Raw genomic sequence first — 18,470 nt, forward strand, 5'->3', positions numbered from 1 at the left:
AAACGGATCATTTCCCGTTAGGAGAGACTCGCCAGCATTGGAATAGGCAGTCGCTCGAACGACTTCAACCAGAAATTCAGTTGGCAGAGGAGTGGGCACGAGGATTTGGTTCGCCGGCATGTTCCTCCTTGCTGAAGCGCTTCGGCGAATGACGATTCACGTCCGCAATCGGCCAGAAACAGACATGTGGGGATTTAGTATGAGCAACTCAGAACGTCTCGCTGCAACTTTCGCAGCGCTGGACTCTTTGCCTGAAAGTGATAAATCTCGGGTGCCCCTCTTGATCGAGCTAATGGCGATGGATGACCATGATCGTCATGAAGACATAGTTTTTGACCTTGGTCTTTTTGGTGACCCTACCGCCATTGCTACGCTGGCCAAAGCAGCTAAAGAGCCTCCTCAATATATTGTGGGTCAAGATGAATGGGGAAATCTTCACGAGTTTCAACGCAAGTGTGCATACGCCTTGGCCAGAATCTGCACAGTGGAATCTCGTCAGGTTCTTGAGCATCTATCCCAGCATGCAGATCCCTACTTGCGGAAATATGGCGAAGAAGGCTTAAACCATTGGCCGATGCCTTACGTTTGGCCTTGAGTGTGCAGATAGCAAGCCGAATTGAGCCATCAGGCTCTTGATACGATGTCTGTTTTCGGCCAGGAGCAGCCTAGTTTTTTAATTCAAATTGAGACTTGCGATGCAAAACACCTGCGGTATGTGCCAACGAAAGTTGAGTCAGAGCGATGAGCCGCTCTCAGCCGATTGTGGCGGTGACTGCTGGGGATGTATTGGCGAAATCGAGGCTGAAATGGGGGATGCCGTTGCGTTGGAGAAGGTAAGACGGGAATTTTTGCTTGGCCTCCGACCGGGATGGGAAGAATCGAAGATTCGAAAAGTCCGCTCTTGACGAGGTCCGCAATCGGCCATGACCGAATATTGAAGTCACCCACATTTCCACAGGGAAATTTCCGTTACACTTGCGATCAAATTCTCGGACGAACGTCAAATCTCCCTCCTTCGAATATCCATGATCAAGACCAAGACCAAGACCAGCATCGCACTACTGATCTCAACCCTTGCACTGCTTGCCGGCTGCTCGACGCTCGACAGAATGACCGAGCTACAACACAACTACACTGACGGCTCTTCCGGGCCAGGTGGCTTGAGCCGCAAGGCTGTCATGCTCGGTTACGGCGGACCGGTCAAGCCGTGGAACGAACTGGCGATCGTCACCACCGACAGCACATTGGTTGTCGAGGCCATTGATGGCGTGCCAGCTTCGTCATTCAGGCTGTGGAAAAACAAGAGTCTGGCAGCAACTGGGCGCTTTCAGCTGCATTTGCCACCTGGCGAGCACGTTCTGACAATGAGCTTTAGCGACAACCGCAGCTCACGCATCCGTAGCTGGTCTCAGTTCAACCAGGATTTCGCCGTCAATCTGGTCGCAGGTCAGGTTCTGCACCTGGAGAAACGAACCGATGGCAATACCTGGGGCGTCAGCCGATACGACGGTTCCCGCGCGAAAGCCGTTATCCAGATCGACTTCTACAATTTGGAACGCGCCAATCAGGCAGAAGCGTATTGACGTCAAGGGTAGCGTCGGATGCCCTAACGTCGGCCCCCTGCCAATTGCGGCCCACTTGGAGGCCAGCGTCGACCTGTAATAAAAAACCGGGAAAGAAAATTTCACGAAAGTGATCACTTTCGGATGCCTCGCGTTACCTCCTCTTCAGACATCACCAACTGAAGGGATTAAACGATATGCATCCGCGCCTGCTCACCCAACCCCGCGCACTTGTGACGGCCGTCGCGGCCGCCTGCGCGGTCCTGGCCGCTTTTCCGGCTACCGCCCAGACCACGTCGGCGCAGCCGGACAACTCGGCAGCCGACGCCCAGGCCAGCCTGCCGGTGGTGACCGTGACGGCCGGCCAGGGGCAGGCCGTCACCGAAGGATCGGATACCTATACCGTGCGCGAAAGCAGTAGCGCCACCCGCTTCGCGCTGTCGCCGCGCGAGACGCCGCAGGGTCTCACGGTGACCACCCGCGCCAAGATGGATGACTTCAAACTCAATACCGTCAATGATGTGCTGGCCAATACCGCAGGCCTGACGGTCGACAAGTCAGAGACCGATCGCACCTACTTCAGCGCGCGCGGCTTTGACGTGACCAACTTCATGTTCGATGGCGTGGGCGTCCCACTGACTTATAGCGCGCAGGCCGGCGACCTCGATACCGCCTTGTTCGACCGCGTCGAAGTGCTGTCCGGCGCCAATGGCTTGAGCGCATCCACCGGCAACCCGTCGGCCACGATCAATTTCGTGCGCAAGCGTCCGACCCCGGTATTCCAGGCATCCGCCGGCCTGACCTTGAGTTCCTGGAACACCAAGCGCCTGGATGCGGATATCTCGACGCCCATCAACGAAGCCGGCACCGTCTCGGCACGCCTGGTGGCAGCCCACCAGGAAGGCAACTCCTACCTCGACCGCTATCAGCCCACCAAGGACCTGATCTATGGCGTGGTGCAGGCCGACCTCAGCAGCTCGACTGTGGCCACCCTCGGCTACAGCTACCAGAAGGTGCACTCGAAGGGTGCGATGTGGGGCGCCCTGCCGCTGACCAATGCCGACGGCACCTGGGCGCAATACGGCGTGGGTGCCAGCACTTCGGCCGACTGGGCCTATTACGATACGAAAGAGCAGCGCACGTTTGCCGAGCTGAACCAGAAGCTCGGTGAAGGCTGGCAATGGAAGACTTCGCTGAACTACGACGTGATCGATAGCGACAGTTCGCTGTTCTATGTCGCCGGCGCCTACGATGCCGCGACCGGCACCGGCCTGATGGGTTTCCCCTCGACCACTACCAGCAGCAACAAGCGCACCTTCGTGGACAGCAACGTGGGCGGTAAATTCAGCCTGTTCGGGCGCGAGCATGACCTCAACGTCGGACTGAGCTGGTCGCGTTCGAAGCAGACACAGCTTAGCCGCAACACCGACTCCGGCGCCGGTGGCTATTACCTGGATATTCCCTTGTCGCAGGCCTTCGGCGGCGCTTTTCCGGTGCCGGTCTATAACGGCGACATGACCACCCAGGCCTATTCCGATACCCGCAAGACCCTCTACGCCGCTACCCGCCTGAACCTGCACGACCGCGTCAAGCTGCTGCTCGGCGCCAACTATACCCAGGCCGACTCCAGCGGTTATTCGGAGAGCGATGCGCACGTGCTGAGCCAGTCCGCAGTGTCGCCCTACGCAGGCCTGGTGGTCGACCTGAGCCGGAACATCTCGGCCTTCGGCAACTACTCGAAGATCTTCAATCCGCAATCCCAGGTCGACCTCAACCACGCCACGCTGGCCGCTGCCAAGGGCGACAGCTATGAGCTGGGCCTGAAGGGGGAATTCTTCGAGCGCCGACTCAATACCTCGGCCTCGATATTCCGCGTCAAGCAATCCGGACTGGCTGACTACGCAGGATCGTTCGCCGACCTTTCCTATTACTACAAGGGCATCAACGCCCGCTCGGAAGGCGCCGAATTCAACCTGAACGGTGAGCTGGCACGCAACTGGCAGGCCGGGCTGGGATTCGTGACCATGCGCATCACCGACGACGAGGGCGTCTCGGTGCGCAGCTTCGTGCCGCGCCGACAGCTGCGCATGTCGACCACCTACCGCTTGCCGCAGCTGGAACAGTTCAAGGTCGGCGCCAGCCTGCTCTACCAGGGCAAAACCAGTTCCGACGCTACCAACTCGGCCTATCAGGGCGGTTATTCGGTGCTGAACCTGATGTCCAGCTATGAGATCAACAAGAACCTGAGCGTGTCGTTCAACCTGAACAACGTGTTCAACAAGAAGTATTTCTATAGCGTGAAGCAGGGATCGGGTTATTACGCACCACCGATCAACGGCAGCCTGGCGATCAACTGGAAGTATTGAGGTAACAAAGGCGGCGGGATCAGGACCGGCAGGTCGACGATCCCGTCCGCCGTGGCAGGGCAGGAATTGGTTAATCCAGCTTGAAGCGGCCGACCACCAGCGCCAGGTTACTGGCCTGTCCCTTCAATGAATCGGCGGCTGCGGCAGCCTGCTCGACCAGGGCGGCATTTTGCTGGGTGGTCTCATCCATCTGGGTGATGGCCTGGTTGATTTCGTTAAGCCCACCGCTTTGCTCATTAGTGGCCGCCGTAATCTCTGCCACGATATCGGTCACGCGCTTGACGCTGGCCACCACCTCGGTCATGGTCGATCCGGCACGTTCGACCAGTTCGCTGCCGGCGCTGACCTTCTCCACCGAGTCGTCGATCAACTCCTTGATTTCCTTGGCGGCAGCGGCCGAACGCTGCGCCAGCGAGCGCACCTCCGACGCGACCACGGCAAAGCCGCGCCCCTGCTCGCCCGCGCGGGCGGCTTCGACGGCGGCATTGAGCGCCAGAATATTAGTCTGGAAGGCGATGCCGTCGATGACGCTGATGATGTCGGCGATCCTGCGTGAACTCTCGGTGATGCCTTCCATGGTCTGCACCACCCGGCTCACCACCTCGCCGCCCTGACTGGCAATCTCGGAGGCCGACACCGCCAGTTGATTGGCCTGGCGCGCATTGTCGGCGCTCTGCTTGACGGTCGATGTGAGTTGTTCCATCGCCGACGCGGTTTCTTCGAGCGAACCTGCCTGCCGCTCGGTACGCGACGACAGATCGAGATTGCCGCTGGCGATCTCGGTGGAGGCAGTGCCGATGGTGTCGGTGCCGTAGCGCACCTCGCTGACGATATTGCGCAGGCTCTCGTTCATCGCTCGCAGCGCTTCCATCAGGCGGCCGGTCTCGTCGCGGCTGGTGGCCCGGATATGCACCGTCAGATCGCCCTGGGCCACGCGTTGCGCAATTTCTACCGCATCCTTCAATGGCCGCGACACATTGCGCCCGACCACCAGCGCCAGCCCGAATGCGATCAGCACCGCCACCGCCAGCAAGGCGAAGATCCCGATTGCCGCCACGTGATACACCCGATAAGCGTCCTGGTCGGCCTGGGCGCTGCCGGCGCCGTTGATCTTTACGATAGCGTCAAGATTGGCGACCATGCTGCGAAAGAGCTTGCCGGAGTCGCCATTGAACAGGGCACGCGTCTCGTCGTATTGCTGGTTGGCGGCCATCTCGGCCAACTGCTTGTCCATCTCGATGTAGGCAGCCAGGCTTTTGCTGAATTGGGCGTATTGCTCTTTTTCTTCAGGTTGCGATAGTCGCTGTTCATACGTTGCGCGCTGCCTGGCAAGCAATGCCAGCCGTGCCGCAATGGCCTTGTTGGCCGCGTCGCGCTCGGTCGGCTGTACTGCCGTCACCAGTTCCAGTTCTGAAATGCGCAATAGCGGCAACGAGCCCTGTATCTCTCTTGCCGCCTCGATCGAAGGCATCCATTTGCTGACGATCTCGGTCGACGCCTTGTTGACTTCCCTGAGCTGGCTCACGGAGAACAGGCCGAGGATCACTGTCAATGCGATCAACACCGTAAAAGACAAGGCAAGCTTCCTTGCGATGTTCAGATGGTGAAACCAGTTCATGTCTACCTCAAGTTTCTCGTTATTTGTCTGCGCGCATGTCTGAACAGGTCCGGATAATAAATAGTCGAGCGATGTCTTTCCAATGAATTAAATCGCAGGCCCCATGCGCTAATTGATATCAGTTGGCATTGCGGCCACGACGTTTGCTGGCGCAAGGTTATGATTTGAGGCCATATCCCCGTCAATGAGAGGAACCCTGCGTGCATATTCGCCAGATCGCCAAAGATGATTTACCCGCCCTGCTTCTTCTCTATCGCTACCTGCACGAAGAAGAACACACGCCAGCTGACGACAGGACGGCAGAACTGGTCTGGGACGAGATCAACCGCAATCCGCGCTATCGCTATATCGGCGCCTATGTCGACGCTCAGTTAGTTGCCACGTGCACGATCGCGGTCATTCCTAACCTGACACGAGGCTGTCGACCTTACGGACTGATCGAGAACGTGGTCACGCACGGCGATCATCGTGGCAAGGGATATGGCAAGGCCGTTGTCAAAAACGCCATGGAACATGCCTGGGAACAGGACTGCTACAAGGTCATGTTGCTGACCGGAAGACTGGACGAGAAGATTTTCCGCTTTTATGAATCGGTCGGATTCGACCGCCATGGCAAGCAGGCCTTTGTTGCACGGGCGGAAGGCATGTAGTCTCGCAACGAAACCGTTACGGCAGGATGAAAGACGCTGGGCCCTGACTTTCGTCAGGGCGACGAAAATCGGTTTAGATGTCAGCCGTCGTACCGGCGCATGCCGGTACCCGGCGACGTCTACTAAGTAAAGCCGGAGGGCGCAATGAAGCCACCCTGGCCCGCCGTGAACAATTGGGCAAACCGGATCGGCGTCAGGTCTTCGAGATAGGGGCCGACGGCCTGTGCGCCTACCGGCAACCCGGCCTCATCCAGTCCGATCGGGAAACTGGTCGCAGGCAAACCAGGCAGCACCGGCAGCCCTGACCAGTCGAACAGGTCGGCAAACTTCAGTTCCTTTACCTCGCCGTCGAAGGCCACCGGAAAGATGCGCTCATCCTTGGGTTCCGTATGGTCATGCACGAATGGTCCGCTGACAAACACGGGGCTCAGCACCAGATCAATACGTTCGAACAACCGCTCCCATTGCGCACGCAGTTGAAAGCGTTGTTCATTGTTCTGCAGCCAGTCGCCATGCGAGATGCGTTCGGCACGTTTGCGCACGTCGGTACTGACCGGTTCTGCCGCTTCGGCCACTGCCGTGGCTCTCGCGCTGGACGGGATGGCCAGCGATGCGCCCAGCAAGGTGCGGTAGAGGACATGCGCAGCCTCGAGATCGGGCAGCAGGTCTGCCACGGCGTCGGGCGCCACCACCTGCACGCCGGCTGCCTGCAATCCCTGCTTCAGGCGCGACTCCACCAGTTTTTCAGAAGCGGACTGCTTGCGACCGGGCCATCTGGTGAGTAACAGGACGCGGAATTGATCAAGGCTGCCGTGGCGCGCCGGAGGCAGTTCCGCGCGCCATGCCTTGCTGGCAAGCGGGTCCCGGTTCAGCAGGATCTTCAATGCCAGTTCAAGGTCTTCGGCACTGCGCGCCAGCGGGCCCGCCACCGTCAGGTCGCGCAACGCCAGCTTGCCGGCAGGTGCGCCGGTGCCGCCGTTGTACACCAGGCCGAAGGTGGGCTTGTGTCCGTAGATGCCCGTGAAATGGGCCGGCACGCGAATCGATCCGCCGATATCGGTGCCCAGCTCCAGGGCGCTCAAGCCAGCAGCGATGGCCACTGCCGATCCGCCCGACGAACCGCCAGGCGTGCGGTCAAGGTCCCAGGGATTGCGGGTGACGCCATACACGTTGTTATAGGTCTGCAGGTCCGCCAGCGCCAGCGGCACATTGGTCTTGCCCACGATCACGGCGCCGGCCTCGCGCAGCGCTGTCACCGCCGGCGCGTCCTGGGGCGAGACGTTGCCAGCGAATTCGGTGTTGCCCACGCTGGTGACCAGGCCGGCGACGTGAAAGTTTTCCTTGACCGTCACCGGCACACCCAGCAACGGACGACGCTCGCCGCGCGCCAGCGCTTCGTCGGCCAGCGTGGCCGCCTTGCGCGCGGCGGCGTCGTCCCGGGCGATCACGGCGTTCAGTTCGGGATTGTGGCGATCGATGCGCGCCAGGATATGTTCCAGCAAATCGGTGGCACTGACTTCGCCAGCCGCCAATGCCCGCGCCTGCTCGTGCGCCGGTGCATAGACCAGCGCATCCAGTGTGGTCTTGTCCGCTTGATTGCTCATGTGCTTGGCCTCTTACTGTTCGATCCATGTGTCCGAGAAATCACCGGCGGTGAGATCGATGCTGTTATTCAAGTTGTGCACGCGCTTCTGATAGACCTGCAAGGCCGATGGCACCGTCACCAGCGGCAGCGTCGGCAGATCGCGGCCTACGATGCCCTGGATTTCCTTGAACCCGGTGGCACGCCTGGCGTCGTCGGTTTCGACCGCCGCCGCGCGGAACAGGTCGTCCACCCGGGGATTGTTATAGTGCGGCGCATTGACGAATGGCAGCGTGTTCTTGATGCCGTCGGACCAATAGAATCGCTGCACGCCTACCGTTGGATCGAACAGCCGGCCCAGGCCATTCACGCTGAGATCGAACCCGCGTTCCTTGTAGACGCGGTTGATGAAGGTCGGCAGGTCGCCGTCGATGATCTCGACCTTCACGCCGACCTTGTTGAGCGCCGCCCGCACATATTCGGCGGTGCGCTTGAAGTCCGCCGAAGGCATGAACGCCAGCTTCAGCGAGAAGCGGCCGTCACTGCCCTTGCGCGGATAACCGGCCTCGTCCAGCAGCGCATTGGCGCGTGCCACGTCAAACGGATAGTGGAAGGCGCTCGGATCGTAGTAGTTGCTCAATACCGCCGGGATCGGCGAATTGACCACCTGGGCTCGCTTGTAATAGACGGTGTTGGCGATGAAGTTGCGATCGACCGCCAGCGCCAGCGCATGCCGGACCTTCACGTTGGCCAGAATCTGGTTCTCGAGGTTGAATTCGAGGAACAGGACATTGCTCAGGAATTCGTCATAGGAGTCGTCCACGGCCAGCCTGGGGTTCTTCGACAGGCGGTCGAGGTCGGAGATGGCGACATTGATGGCGGCGTTGGCTTCGCCCGCTTCCAGCGCGGCCGAGATCGATGCCGGATTCTTGATGAAACGGTAGATCACCCGGTCCAGGTAGGGTTGGCCGTTTTTCCAGTAGCCGGGATTTTTTTCCAGCACGACGTAGCTGCCCTTGACCCATTCCTTGAACCTGAACGGACCGGTGCCGATCGGATGGCTGCTGTTTTCATTAGTCAATGGATCGCTGTCACCGTAGCGTCGCTGCGGCACGATCGGGGTCTCGGCCGATGACAATGCGCGCAGCAGATAAGGCGCAGGCTTCGACAGCACGATGACGGCGGTGTGGGCGTCCGGCGTTTGCACGTCCTTGACGTTGGCGAAGGTGATGCGGCCGCGTGGACCGATCTCGCGCTGGGTCAGGATCGAATACTTGACGTCGGCGGCGGTGAAGTCGCTGCCATCGTGGAACTTCACGCCGCGGCGCAACTTGAAGGTGTAGCGCAGGCCATCGTCGCTCACCTTCCATTCGGTGGCCAGCAGCGGCTGCGGCTTGAACGAACGGTCGTAGCGCAGCAGCCCTTCGGTGACCTTGGCGCTGACGTTGCGGTTTTCGACCTTGGGATTGAAGAGCGAGATCAGCGCGGTGGGTTCTTGCGCCATCAGGTAGGTAAGCGTTCCGCCAGACTGTGGTGTCGGCTGCGGCTGGGCCTGTGCGTGGGCCGCAGTGGCGGCGACCATCCATGCCACTGTTTGCGCCAGACGACGCAGAAGCTTGTTTGCTTGCATACCTACCCCTTCCGTGAAAAGGAGAGCGAGTCTAAACCGCGACCGGCGCACCGACAAAGATCGATAACGCATTTACTAACTCGACAATCTTCGTTGACCCGATCATCGGTTCCGACCAAGACTCTTGACCCTTCTTGTCGAAATGACGTGCTCATCTTCCCGCCTCGGTACAGGCTGGCCGGGCCGGGCCGCGACGCACAATGCGCAAACTCCATGGTGAATAATTGTCCAGACTGATTCCGATCCTCCGCAGAAACCTGCTGCAGGCCGTACCTACCGTGCTGGGCATCGTCATCCTTAACTTCCTGCTGCTGGAATGGGTGCCCGGCAATGCCGCCGATGTCGTCGCCGCCGAGTCCGGTGGCGCCACCGCCGAAAGCCTGGCGCACCTGCAGCGCCACTTCGGCCTCGACCTGCCCTTGATCGACCGCCTCGCCAGCTATCTGCTGCACATCGTGCAGTTCGATCTTGGCATCTCGCCACGCCATAACCTGCCGGTGCTCACGCTGATCTTCGATCGCCTGGGCAACTCGCTGCTGCTGATGGGATCGGCGCTGCTGGTGGCGACCGTGACAGGCGTGATCCTGGGCACACTGATGGCGACCCACGTGGGTCGCTGGCAAGACCGCGTCATCTCGGTCGTGGTGCTGTTGCTGTATTCGGTGCCGACCTTCTGGATCGGCCTGATGGCGATCGTGCTGTTTTCGGTCAAGCTGGGCTGGCTGCCCACCAGCGGCAGCCATACCATCGGTGCGTCGCTGACCGGCTGGGCGGCGCTGGCCGACCGCTTCTCGCACCTGTTGCTGCCAATGCTGACCACCGCCGCCTTCTACATCGCCATCTTTTCGCGGCTCACCCGCGCGGCGATGCTGGAGGTGAGCAAGCAGGATTTCGTGCGCACCGCCAATGCCAAGGGACTGACGCCATTTGCGGTCACCGTGCACCACGTATTGCGCAATGCGCTCATCCCGGTGACCACGCTGGTAGGCGTGCACTTCGGCGCCCTGCTGGGCGGCGCCACGGTAATCGAAACGGTCTTCAACTGGCCGGGCATGGGCAGCCTGGTGCTCGAATCGATCCTGGCGCGCGACTATCCGGTGCTGCTGGGGGTGCTGTTCTGCTCTTCGCTGCTGGTGATCCAGGTCAACCTGCTGGTGGATCTGCTGCACGCCGCGCTCGACCCACGCATTCGCCTGCGCTGACGTCCAATCCAGGGATCCATGACATGACAGACATCACCAATTCGCCGGCCGCAACGCTGGTTCAGGACAATGCCCCCCGCAGCCATCGCCACGGGCCGGTGCGCACCCTGCTGAAGAACCCGGCGGCCTTGCTGGGCCTGACGATACTGCTGCTGGTGACGCTGATGGCGCTGCTCGCTTCCACCGTCTACCCGGGCGATCCGCAGGATATCGTCGGACCTGCGCTGTTATGGCCGGGCGACGATGCGCAATTCTTGCTGGGCACCGATTCGCTGGGACGCGATGTGGCCGCCGGCGTCATGTACGGTGCGCGCGTGTCGCTCACCACCGGCGCGGTGGCGGCGGCCATCAGCCTGAGCATCGGCCTGTTGGTGGGCGCGCTGTCGGGTTACTTCGATGGCTGGATAGATGACGTGCTGGTACGCCTGACGGAACTGATACAGACCGTGCCGACCTTCCTGTTCGTGATCGTGGTGGTGACCATCGGCCGACCTTCGGCGCCGCTGATCATCTGCGCCATCGGCGCGGCCTGCTGGCCAGTCACCGCGCGCCTGGTGCGCGCCGAGTTTCGCACCTTGCGGGAAGCGGAATATGTGGTTGCGGCGCGCAGTCAGGGTTTTGGCAGCGCCTGGATCATCTTCCGCGAAATCCTGCCCAACGCCCTGCCCCCGGTCATCGTCAGCACCTCGGTGCTGGTGGCCAATGCGATCCTGATCGAATCGGGCCTGTCGTTCCTGGGCCTGGGCGACCCCAACGCGATGTCCTGGGGCAGCATGATCGGCGAAGGCCGGGAGATGCTGCGCACCGGCTGGTATCTCTCGGCGGTGCCGGGCGTCGCCATCGTGCTGACCATCCTCGCCTTGAACCTGGTGGGCGACGCCATCAACGATACCTATAACCCACGCCTGGCAGGTCGCGCATGAATGCATCCAGCTTGAACCATGGCACGACGCTGTTGCAGGTCGAGCATCTTGATATCCACTTTCGTCATGCCCGGCAGCACGCGGTAAAGGACCTGTCGTTCTCGCTGGTCCAGGGTGAGACGCTGGCCATCGTGGGCGAATCGGGCTGCGGCAAGTCGACCACGGCGCTGGCGCTGCTCGGCCTGCTGGGGCCGGAAGCCGATGTCAGCGGCCGCATCCTGCTGGCCGGACGCGACATCGTCAGCTTGCCGCCAGCGACCGTGCGCAGCCTCCGGGGTCGCGAGATATCAATGATCTTCCAGGAGCCGATGACTTCGCTCAACCCGGTCCACAGCATCGGCGCGCAGATCGCCGAAGTGCTGCGGCTGCATCAGGGACTGACAGCAGCACAGGCCCGCCAGCGCGTCATCGAACTGCTGGAGCTGGTACGGATTACGGAGCCGCAGCGACGAGTCGACGACTTCCCGCATCATCTCTCGGGCGGCCAGCGCCAGCGGGTCATGATTGCCATGGCGGTGGCCTGCCAGCCGCGCCTGCTCATCGCCGATGAACCCACCACCGCGCTCGATGTCACGGTGCAGGCGCATATCCTGGAACTGCTGCACCAGCTGCGGCGCGAGCTGTCGATGGGGCTGGTGCTGATCACCCATGACCTGGCGGTCGTGTCGCAGTGGGCCGACCGGGTGCTGGTGATGCTGGATGGTAGAAGCGTCGAACAAGGCCCGGTCAGGCAATTGTTCCGGCAGCCTTCCCATGCCTACACCGCCGGCCTGCTCGGCGCCTCGCTGCACAGTGACCAGGAACGCCACTACACGCATGCGCGCCTGGCGGAGATCCGTCACACGGTCGACCGCAGCGGCACGCACCGGGGCGTCGAACTGGTGACGCCGACGCTCCCCACGCCACGCGCCGACAGCGCAACACAAGCGGTCAGGGCGCCGCTGTTGTCGGTGCAAGCGCTGCGCACCTCTTACCAGAAGCGCGATGGCAGCATCTTCCATGCGGTCGACGATGTCTCGTTTTCGATCAACGCCGGCCAGACCATCGGCCTGGTGGGCGAATCGGGCTGCGGCAAGTCGTCCTTGTCGCGCACCCTGCTGCGGCTGGTGGCGCCTGCGGCCGGGCGGATCGAATTCGATGGTGTCGACCTCGCAGCGCTCAGCGAGAAACAGATGTCGCCCTGGCGCCGTCGCATGCAGATGGTCTTCCAGGACCCTTACGCGTCACTCAATCCACGTCGCAAGGTGGTCGATATTCTCGATGCGGTGCTGGCGCTGCACGGCGTCACCGACAAACGGGAGCGCGGCCAGCGCATCGCCACCATGATCGATCGGGTCGGACTGGCGCGCTCCGCCCTGCAACGCTACCCGCACGAGTTCTCGGGCGGCCAGCGCCAACGCATCGGCATCGCCCGCGCGCTGGTGCTGCGACCGTCGCTGCTGGTGCTGGACGAGCCGGTGTCGGCGCTGGACGTGTCGATCCAGGCGCAGATTCTCAATCTGCTTTCCGAATTGAAGGAGGAGTTCGGCCTGACCTACCTGTTCATCTCGCATGACCTGTCGGTGGTGCGCTATATCGCCGATCACATCCTGGTCATGAAGAATGGCAAGATCGTCGAAAGCGGCGATCACCGGCAAATCTGGCAGTCGCCCCGACACGCTTACACGCAAACCCTGCTGGCGGCATCACCGGCCCTGCACTTGCAGCAGTGAAGTCGCGATATCCAGACTCGCTTTCGGTGCGGGCCGCGCAGCCCTGAGCGCATATAAATATTCGAAATACTTCGTTCACCGATGCAAGTTTCACATGCAACCTTGCACCTCCCCAATGTGCAAGGAGCATGCGATGTCGCTGCCATCCGTGACCGGACTGGATCATTACATCATCCGCGTCAACGATCTGGAGTCTGCCACCAAGCAATACCAGAAACTCGGTTTTTCACTCGCGCCGCAAGGTCGCCATCACACCGGAACCCGCAACCAGACGCTGGTGCTCGATTCCAACTACCTCGAGTTACTGTACTTCCCGGCAGAGCTGCGGGCGACCTCGCGCTTCAAGCACTATCCCGAACAATACGAAGGGCCGGTGGCGGTCGCCCTGCAGACCACCGACAGTGCCGCCGTGCAGCGCGAACTGGCCAGCGTGGGCATCAAGACCGAAGCGCTGGTCAGCGGCGGACGCCCGGTCCATCTGGCGCACGGCGCCGAAGATGCCGCCTGGCTGAACCTGAACTTTCCGCAAGGCGTCTTCGGCGTGCCGGACTACTTCACTTGCGGCCACCAGACGCGTCACCTGGTGTTTCGTCCCGAATGGCAGGAGCACCAGAACACGGCGCGTCGCATCAAGACGCTGGTCGCCGTACACCCCGATCCGCGCAGCCTGCGCGAGAAGTACCAGCAGGCCTTCGGCGCTATCTCGATCGGCGCCGCCAACGAGCAGGGCTGGCTGCTGCGTCGCGATTCGCTGCGGGTGCAGTTCCTGACGCCGGCCGCTTTCGCGGCACGCTATCCGGGCATCAGGATCCCTGCCGGTCTGGACGACGCGTGGTTCGCCGGGTCGGTGATCGAAGTACGCGATCTGGCGACTGCACGCCAGGTCCTCGAGGCCAACGCGGTGCCGTTCCGGGAAGGACCGGACAATGAGATCGTGGTCGATCCTGCGCACACCGCCGGCGCCCTGCAGGTCTTCATCCAGGAAGACCAGTCATGAGCCGACACCTCGAAAACTGGCAGGTCTTCGCGCGTGACTATGCCGATGGCCGCGCCCGCTTCACGGCGCAGGCGCAAGCCGTCGGCGGCGCGGTGCAGCGCTATACCCATCCGCACCAGCAAGGTCCCGATGGCCAGACGTTGAGCGTGGATGTGGCGCGCCTCGGGCCAGAGAAAGCCTCGCGCACCCTGTTGCTGATCAGCGGCACCCATGGTCTTGAAGGCGCGGCCGGATCGGCTGCGCAAGTGGCGTGGCTGGCGACCGATGCCGCCACCGCCCTGCCCGCCGACACCAACGTGGTGCTGGTGCATGCCATCAATCCCTATGGCTGGGCGCACCAGACGCGCACCACCGAAAACAATGTCGACCTGAATCGCAACTTCATCGACTTCAGCCATGCGCCGCCGGCCAACGCGCCTTACGATGCGCTGCATCCGCACCTGCTGCCGCCCGAATGGACCGATGCCGGACAAGCCGCGGTCAGGCAGGCCATCGAAGACTTCCGCAGCATCCATGGCGACGATGCCACCTTCAACGCCACCGCCAGCGGGCAGTACAACCATCCGGACGGGCTGGTCTACGGCGGCCAGCAACGCGAGTGGTCCAACCTGACGCTGGAATCGATCCTGGGGGACTACCTGGGCCACAGCGAGAAAGTGGCGTTGATCGATTGGCATACCGGCATTGGCGAATATGGCGAGCCGTTCTTTTTGTGCTTCAACGAAGAAGGCAGCCAGGAGCAGCAGCAGGCTGCCGCCTGGTGGGGCAGCGAGCGGGTGCTGGACCAGCGCCCGCATGGCCTGGCGCGCCCGAACTACCAGGGCCTGGTGTTTCGCGGGGTAGAGCGCTTCCTGCCGGGACGCCGGATCGCCGGCGCGGTGGTCGAGTTCGGCACCCGCGGACGCCATATGCGCGAAGCGCTGCGGCTGGACCAGTGGCTGCGCTTTCATGCGGCGAAGCATCCGGATGCCACGCGCGACCACAACCTGCGGCTCGACCTGATCGATGCCTTCGTTCCCTATTCCGGCGTCTGGCGCCAATCCGTGACCCGTCACGGCGTACAGATCACTGACCAGGCCCTGCATGGCCTGGCCGCCTGGTAACCCGCAATAACTTTATTACCTAGACTTAGAGATTCCATGAAAGCTATCGTCCTGCATGAGCACGGCGGCAACGAGAAGTTGACGCTGGACACCGATTTCCCCGATCCCCAGGCCGGCCCCGACGACGTCGTGGTGCGCGTGAGGGCATCGTCGCTGAACTATCACGATGTCTTCACGCGCCGTGGCATGCCCGGCATTCGCCTCAACTTCCCCATCATCATCGGCCTGGACGTGGCCGGTGAAGTGGCCGAGGTCGGCGCCAACGTCAAGGACTGGAAGCCCGGCGACCGGGTTCTGGTCGATCCCATCGACCGCGTCAACGGCGGGCTGGTCGGCGAGACCATCCACGGCGGACTGGCCGAGCTGTGCCGGGTCGGCGCCCATCAATTGATCAGGCTGCCGGAGCAGGTCAGCTTCGCCGAAGCCGCTGCGCTGCCGGTAGCTTACGGCACGGCGCTGCGCATGATCGAGACCATCGGCCGCATCAAGGCCGGCGAGAAGGTCTTGATTCTCGGCGCCAGTGGCGGCGTCGGCGTCGGCGCGGTGCAACTGGCCAAGCTGGCGGGAGCGACCGTGATTGCCGCCGCCGGCTCCCAGGCCAAGGCCGACCGCCTGCGCGAGCTGGGTGCGGACGATGTCATCCTCTATAACGAAGAAGACTTCGTCAAGGCGATCTACAGTCGTTACGGCAAGCCAGGTCGTCGCCGCAACGGTCCGCCCGGTGGCGTCGATGTGGTGGTCAACTTCACCGGCGGCGATACCTGGGTCAAGTCGCTGCGCTGCCTGCGAGTCGGCGGCCGGGTGCTCACCTGCGGCGCGACCGCCGGTTTCGATCCGAAGGAAGACCTGCGCTTCATCTGGACCTTCGAGTTGCAGATCCTGGGTTCCAACGGTTGGGAACGCGACGACCTGCACCGCTTGCTGAGCCTGGTCCAGGAGCAGAAATTGAAGGTGCTGATCGATCGCCAGTGGCCGCTCGAAGAAGGTGCGCAGGCATTGGCCTCGATCGAAGCACGCAATGTCTTCGGCAAGGTATTGGTGGGCGCATGAGTACGTCAACGCAAACCCCGACGCGCCTCGACGCGACCGCCATCCAGGGCTATTTCGACCGCTCGCCGTTCATCGCTTCGCTGGCGCTGGAAGTACGCGAGGTGGATCACGAACGTGGCCAGCTGACCGTGGCCGCGCCGTTTCGCCCCGAGTTCGAACGCGGTGCGCAAACCCGGCAATGGCACGGTGGCCCGCTGGCCGCCATCATCGACACGGTCGGCGATTTCGCCGTCGGCATGCAGTTGGGCCGTGGCCTGCCGACCATCAATTTCCGGGTCGACTATCTACGTCCGGCGATCGACACCGACCTGCTGGCGGTGGCGGTAGTGCGCCGCGCCGGTAAATCGGTGGGCACGACGGACGTCGACCTGTTCAACGACCAAGGGGTGCTGGTGGCCATCGGCCGCGCTACCTACTCCACGCTTTCAGTCTGAAGGGACGCATCATGAGCAAGCAGGGCCTGTCACGCCGCAATTTCATCATTCGCACCGCTTCCGGCGTGGCCGTCGCGGCCAGCACCGGCTGGTCGCTGCCCGCCGCTGCGCAAGCTGCCGGACCCAGGCGCGGCGGCACGCTGGTGGCCAGCTGGGGCGGCCTGGAACCGCAGGCGCTGTTCGTGCCTGGCGGTGGTGGATCGAGTCCTTTCCAGACCTCCACCAAGATCCTCGAACGCCTGCTGAAACTGGATGAAAAACTCGAGTTCCAGCCGGTGCTGGCCGAGACCATCACACCATCGGCCGACTTCAAGCAATACACGATCAAGTTGCGCCAGGGCGTCAAATGGCATGATGGCGCCGACTTCGATGCGAAGGACGTGGTCTTCAACTTCATCCACCACTGGAAGCCGATCTCGGCCGGCATCGCCCTCAAGACCCTGAGCCGGGTCGAGGCCAGCGATGCCCATACGGTGGTGCTGAGCTTCGACCAGCCGACGCCCGAATTCTTCCTCAAGTCGATCCTGGCCGGGCAGTACCAACTGCTGGTGCCGCGTCATCTCTATGAGGGCCGCGACCTGATCACCAATCCGCTCAACAACACGCCGGTCGGCACCGGCCCCTGGAAGTATGGCCAGTGGGTGCGCGGCAGCCATGTGCAATATGTGCGCAACCAGAACTACTGGCGCGGCGGCCGTCCTTACCTGGACAAGCTGATCATCCGCTGGTGGGGCGATCCGGCCTCGCGCGCGGCCGCGCTGGAAACCGGCGAGCTGTCGGTGGCCTATTCGAGCCCGGTGCCGGCGCGCGATATCGATCGCCTGCTCAAGACCGGCCGTGTGGTGGTCGACACCCGTGGCTATGAAAACTCGGCCTGGACGTCCACGGTGGAATTCAACCAGCGTCGCGAGCACGTCAAGCGACGCGAGGTGCGCCAGGCGATCCTGTATGCGATCAATCGCCAGTTCATCGTCGACACGATTTACTACGGTCGTGGCAAGCCCGCGATTTCGCCGATCTTCAGCAGCAACACGCAGTTCTTCACCGAGGACGTGCCGCGCTATCCGTTCGATCCCAAGAAAGCCGCCGCGCTGCTGGATGCAGCTGGCCTGCCGGTCAAGGATGGCAAACGTTTTACGGTCAACCTGGTGGCGGCCGCCTGGTTCGAAGAGAATGCCAAGCTGGGCCAGTATCTCAAGCAGGCGCTGGAAGACGTCGGCATCGCCGTCAAGCTCGATTCGGTCGACCGGGCCACGGCCTTGAAACGGATCTATGGCGATTACGACTACGACATCGCGATCTCCAACTTCACCGCGCCGCTTGAGCCGGTGCCGATCGTGACCCAGTTTTTCACCACCGATGGCATCGTCAAGGGCGCGGCCTTCCGCAATGCGACCGGTTATTCCAGCAGCGAAATGGATGCCCTGGTGGCGCGCCTGATGGTCGAGACCAACCCGGCAGCGCGCAAGAAACTGGCAGCGGCCTTTGCCAAGCTGGCATCGACCGAGGTGCCGATCGTGCCGCTGGTGGAGATCCAGGCGTTCACGCTGGCCAACAAGAAAGTGCGCAACGCCACCACCGGCGCCAATGCCCAGGGCGAATCGCTGGACGATGCCTGGCTCGACAGCTGAGGACCAGCGA

15 protein-coding genes are annotated in these 18,470 nt (G+C 62.1%); 12 read left to right on the top strand and 3 right to left on the bottom strand.

Translation table 11 applies throughout. The annotated features are described in order from the left end of the window. The first annotated feature begins 199 nt into the window (after positions 1 to 199). The 3 genes from LBW87_RS18310 (at position 200) to LBW87_RS18320 (ending at position 3,928) form a co-directional block, all read left to right on the top strand. Entirely contained in the window at positions 200 to 595 is a 396-nt protein-coding gene (locus LBW87_RS18310; protein WP_225202902.1) for a HEAT repeat domain-containing protein, read from the top strand. Positions 596 to 1,025: 430 nt separating this feature from the next. Next, complete coding sequence (locus LBW87_RS18315) at positions 1,026 to 1,583, top strand: hypothetical protein (protein ID WP_225202903.1); 558 nt, start codon at positions 1,026 to 1,028, stop codon at positions 1,581 to 1,583. Positions 1,584 to 1,759: 176 nt separating this feature from the next. Continuing rightward, positions 1,760 to 3,928 carry a TonB-dependent siderophore receptor gene (locus LBW87_RS18320; protein WP_225202904.1) on the top strand — a complete coding sequence of 723 codons (2,169 nt, stop codon included), beginning with the start codon at positions 1,760 to 1,762 and terminating at the stop codon, positions 3,926 to 3,928. A 70-nt stretch (positions 3,929 to 3,998) separates the two neighbouring features. Here the strand turns inward: LBW87_RS18320 and LBW87_RS18325 are convergent, their stop codons facing one another. Next, a complete protein-coding gene (locus LBW87_RS18325) occupies positions 3,999 to 5,546 on the bottom strand; it encodes a methyl-accepting chemotaxis protein (RefSeq protein ID WP_225202905.1) in 1,548 nt (515 codons plus the stop codon). A gap of 200 nt (positions 5,547 to 5,746) precedes the next feature. On the opposite strand from LBW87_RS18325, the gene LBW87_RS18330 reads away from it, so the two are divergent. Continuing rightward, positions 5,747 to 6,196, top strand: coding sequence for a GNAT family N-acetyltransferase (locus LBW87_RS18330; protein ID WP_225202906.1), 450 nt, complete (start codon positions 5,747 to 5,749; stop codon positions 6,194 to 6,196). 122 nt (positions 6,197 to 6,318) lie between these two features. Here LBW87_RS18330 and LBW87_RS18335 read toward each other — a convergent pair whose 3' ends face one another. Further along, positions 6,319 to 7,800, bottom strand: coding sequence for an amidase (locus LBW87_RS18335; RefSeq protein ID WP_225202907.1), 1,482 nt, complete (start codon positions 7,798 to 7,800; stop codon positions 6,319 to 6,321). Positions 7,801 to 7,812: 12 nt separating this feature from the next. Continuing rightward, positions 7,813 to 9,408: an ABC transporter substrate-binding protein gene (locus tag LBW87_RS18340; RefSeq protein ID WP_413927661.1), complete on the bottom strand. Its 1,596-nt coding sequence runs from the start codon at positions 9,406 to 9,408 to the stop codon at positions 7,813 to 7,815. Between the two features lie 224 nt (positions 9,409 to 9,632). Here LBW87_RS18340 and LBW87_RS18345 point away from each other — a divergent pair, with 224 nt between their 5' ends. The 8 genes from LBW87_RS18345 (at position 9,633) to LBW87_RS18380 (ending at position 18,460) form a co-directional block, all read left to right on the top strand. Next, entirely contained in the window at positions 9,633 to 10,610 is a 978-nt protein-coding gene (locus LBW87_RS18345; protein ID WP_225202908.1) for an ABC transporter permease, read from the top strand. 23 nt (positions 10,611 to 10,633) lie between these two features. Continuing rightward, positions 10,634 to 11,533 carry an ABC transporter permease gene (locus LBW87_RS18350; protein WP_225202909.1) on the top strand — a complete coding sequence of 300 codons (900 nt, stop codon included), beginning with the start codon at positions 10,634 to 10,636 and terminating at the stop codon, positions 11,531 to 11,533. Beyond that, the gene (locus LBW87_RS18355) at positions 11,530 to 13,245 is read left to right on the top strand and encodes an ABC transporter ATP-binding protein (RefSeq protein ID WP_225202910.1); all 1,716 of its coding nucleotides are present in this window, start codon (positions 11,530 to 11,532) and stop codon (positions 13,243 to 13,245) included. Before LBW87_RS18350 ends, LBW87_RS18355 begins: the two co-directional genes overlap by 4 nt. A gap of 133 nt (positions 13,246 to 13,378) precedes the next feature. Continuing rightward, positions 13,379 to 14,242 carry a VOC family protein gene (locus tag LBW87_RS18360; protein ID WP_225202911.1) on the top strand — a complete coding sequence of 288 codons (864 nt, stop codon included), beginning with the start codon at positions 13,379 to 13,381 and terminating at the stop codon, positions 14,240 to 14,242. After that, positions 14,239 to 15,345 (top strand): M14 family metallopeptidase, encoded by a 1,107-nt coding sequence (locus LBW87_RS18365; RefSeq protein ID WP_225202912.1) that lies wholly within the window; start codon positions 14,239 to 14,241, stop codon positions 15,343 to 15,345. Before LBW87_RS18360 ends, LBW87_RS18365 begins: the two co-directional genes overlap by 4 nt. A gap of 36 nt (positions 15,346 to 15,381) precedes the next feature. Continuing rightward, the gene (locus tag LBW87_RS18370) at positions 15,382 to 16,395 is read left to right on the top strand and encodes a zinc-binding dehydrogenase (RefSeq protein WP_225202913.1); all 1,014 of its coding nucleotides are present in this window, start codon (positions 15,382 to 15,384) and stop codon (positions 16,393 to 16,395) included. Continuing rightward, positions 16,392 to 16,829, top strand: a complete 438-nt coding sequence (locus LBW87_RS18375; RefSeq protein WP_225202914.1) for a PaaI family thioesterase — start codon at positions 16,392 to 16,394, stop codon at positions 16,827 to 16,829. Before LBW87_RS18370 ends, LBW87_RS18375 begins: the two co-directional genes overlap by 4 nt. An 11-nt stretch (positions 16,830 to 16,840) precedes the next feature. Further along, the gene (locus tag LBW87_RS18380) at positions 16,841 to 18,460 is read left to right on the top strand and encodes an ABC transporter substrate-binding protein (RefSeq protein ID WP_225202915.1); all 1,620 of its coding nucleotides are present in this window, start codon (positions 16,841 to 16,843) and stop codon (positions 18,458 to 18,460) included. Positions 18,461 to 18,470: the final 10 nt, after the last annotated feature.

It is taken from the genome of Herbaspirillum sp. alder98 (assembly GCF_020179755.1).
In the GTDB taxonomy this organism is placed as follows: Bacteria; Pseudomonadota; Gammaproteobacteria; order Burkholderiales; family Burkholderiaceae_D; genus Herbaspirillum.

Excerpts from the sequence above, each read along its gene's own strand:
- LBW87_RS18335 (WP_225202907.1), bottom strand. The coding sequence starts at position 7,800 with ATGAGCAATCAAGCGGACAAGACCACACTGGATGCGCTGGTCTATGCA.
- LBW87_RS18340 (WP_413927661.1), bottom strand. The coding sequence starts at position 9,408 with ATGCAAGCAAACAAGCTTCTGCGTCGTCTGGCGCAAACAGTGGCATGG.
- LBW87_RS18325 (WP_225202905.1), bottom strand. The coding sequence starts at position 5,546 with ATGAACTGGTTTCACCATCTGAACATCGCAAGGAAGCTTGCCTTGTCT.
- LBW87_RS18375 (WP_225202914.1), top strand. The coding sequence starts at position 16,392 with ATGAGTACGTCAACGCAAACCCCGACGCGCCTCGACGCGACCGCCATC.
- LBW87_RS18365 (WP_225202912.1), top strand. The coding sequence starts at position 14,239 with ATGAGCCGACACCTCGAAAACTGGCAGGTCTTCGCGCGTGACTATGCC.
- LBW87_RS18315 (WP_225202903.1), top strand. The coding sequence starts at position 1,026 with ATGATCAAGACCAAGACCAAGACCAGCATCGCACTACTGATCTCAACC.
- LBW87_RS18370 (WP_225202913.1), top strand. The coding sequence starts at position 15,382 with ATGAAAGCTATCGTCCTGCATGAGCACGGCGGCAACGAGAAGTTGACG.
- LBW87_RS18320 (WP_225202904.1), top strand. The coding sequence starts at position 1,760 with ATGCATCCGCGCCTGCTCACCCAACCCCGCGCACTTGTGACGGCCGTC.
- LBW87_RS18350 (WP_225202909.1), top strand. The coding sequence starts at position 10,634 with ATGACAGACATCACCAATTCGCCGGCCGCAACGCTGGTTCAGGACAAT.
- LBW87_RS18355 (WP_225202910.1), top strand. The coding sequence starts at position 11,530 with ATGAATGCATCCAGCTTGAACCATGGCACGACGCTGTTGCAGGTCGAG.
- LBW87_RS18360 (WP_225202911.1), top strand. The coding sequence starts at position 13,379 with ATGTCGCTGCCATCCGTGACCGGACTGGATCATTACATCATCCGCGTC.
- LBW87_RS18380 (WP_225202915.1), top strand. The coding sequence starts at position 16,841 with ATGAGCAAGCAGGGCCTGTCACGCCGCAATTTCATCATTCGCACCGCT.
- LBW87_RS18310 (WP_225202902.1), top strand. The coding sequence starts at position 200 with ATGAGCAACTCAGAACGTCTCGCTGCAACTTTCGCAGCGCTGGACTCT.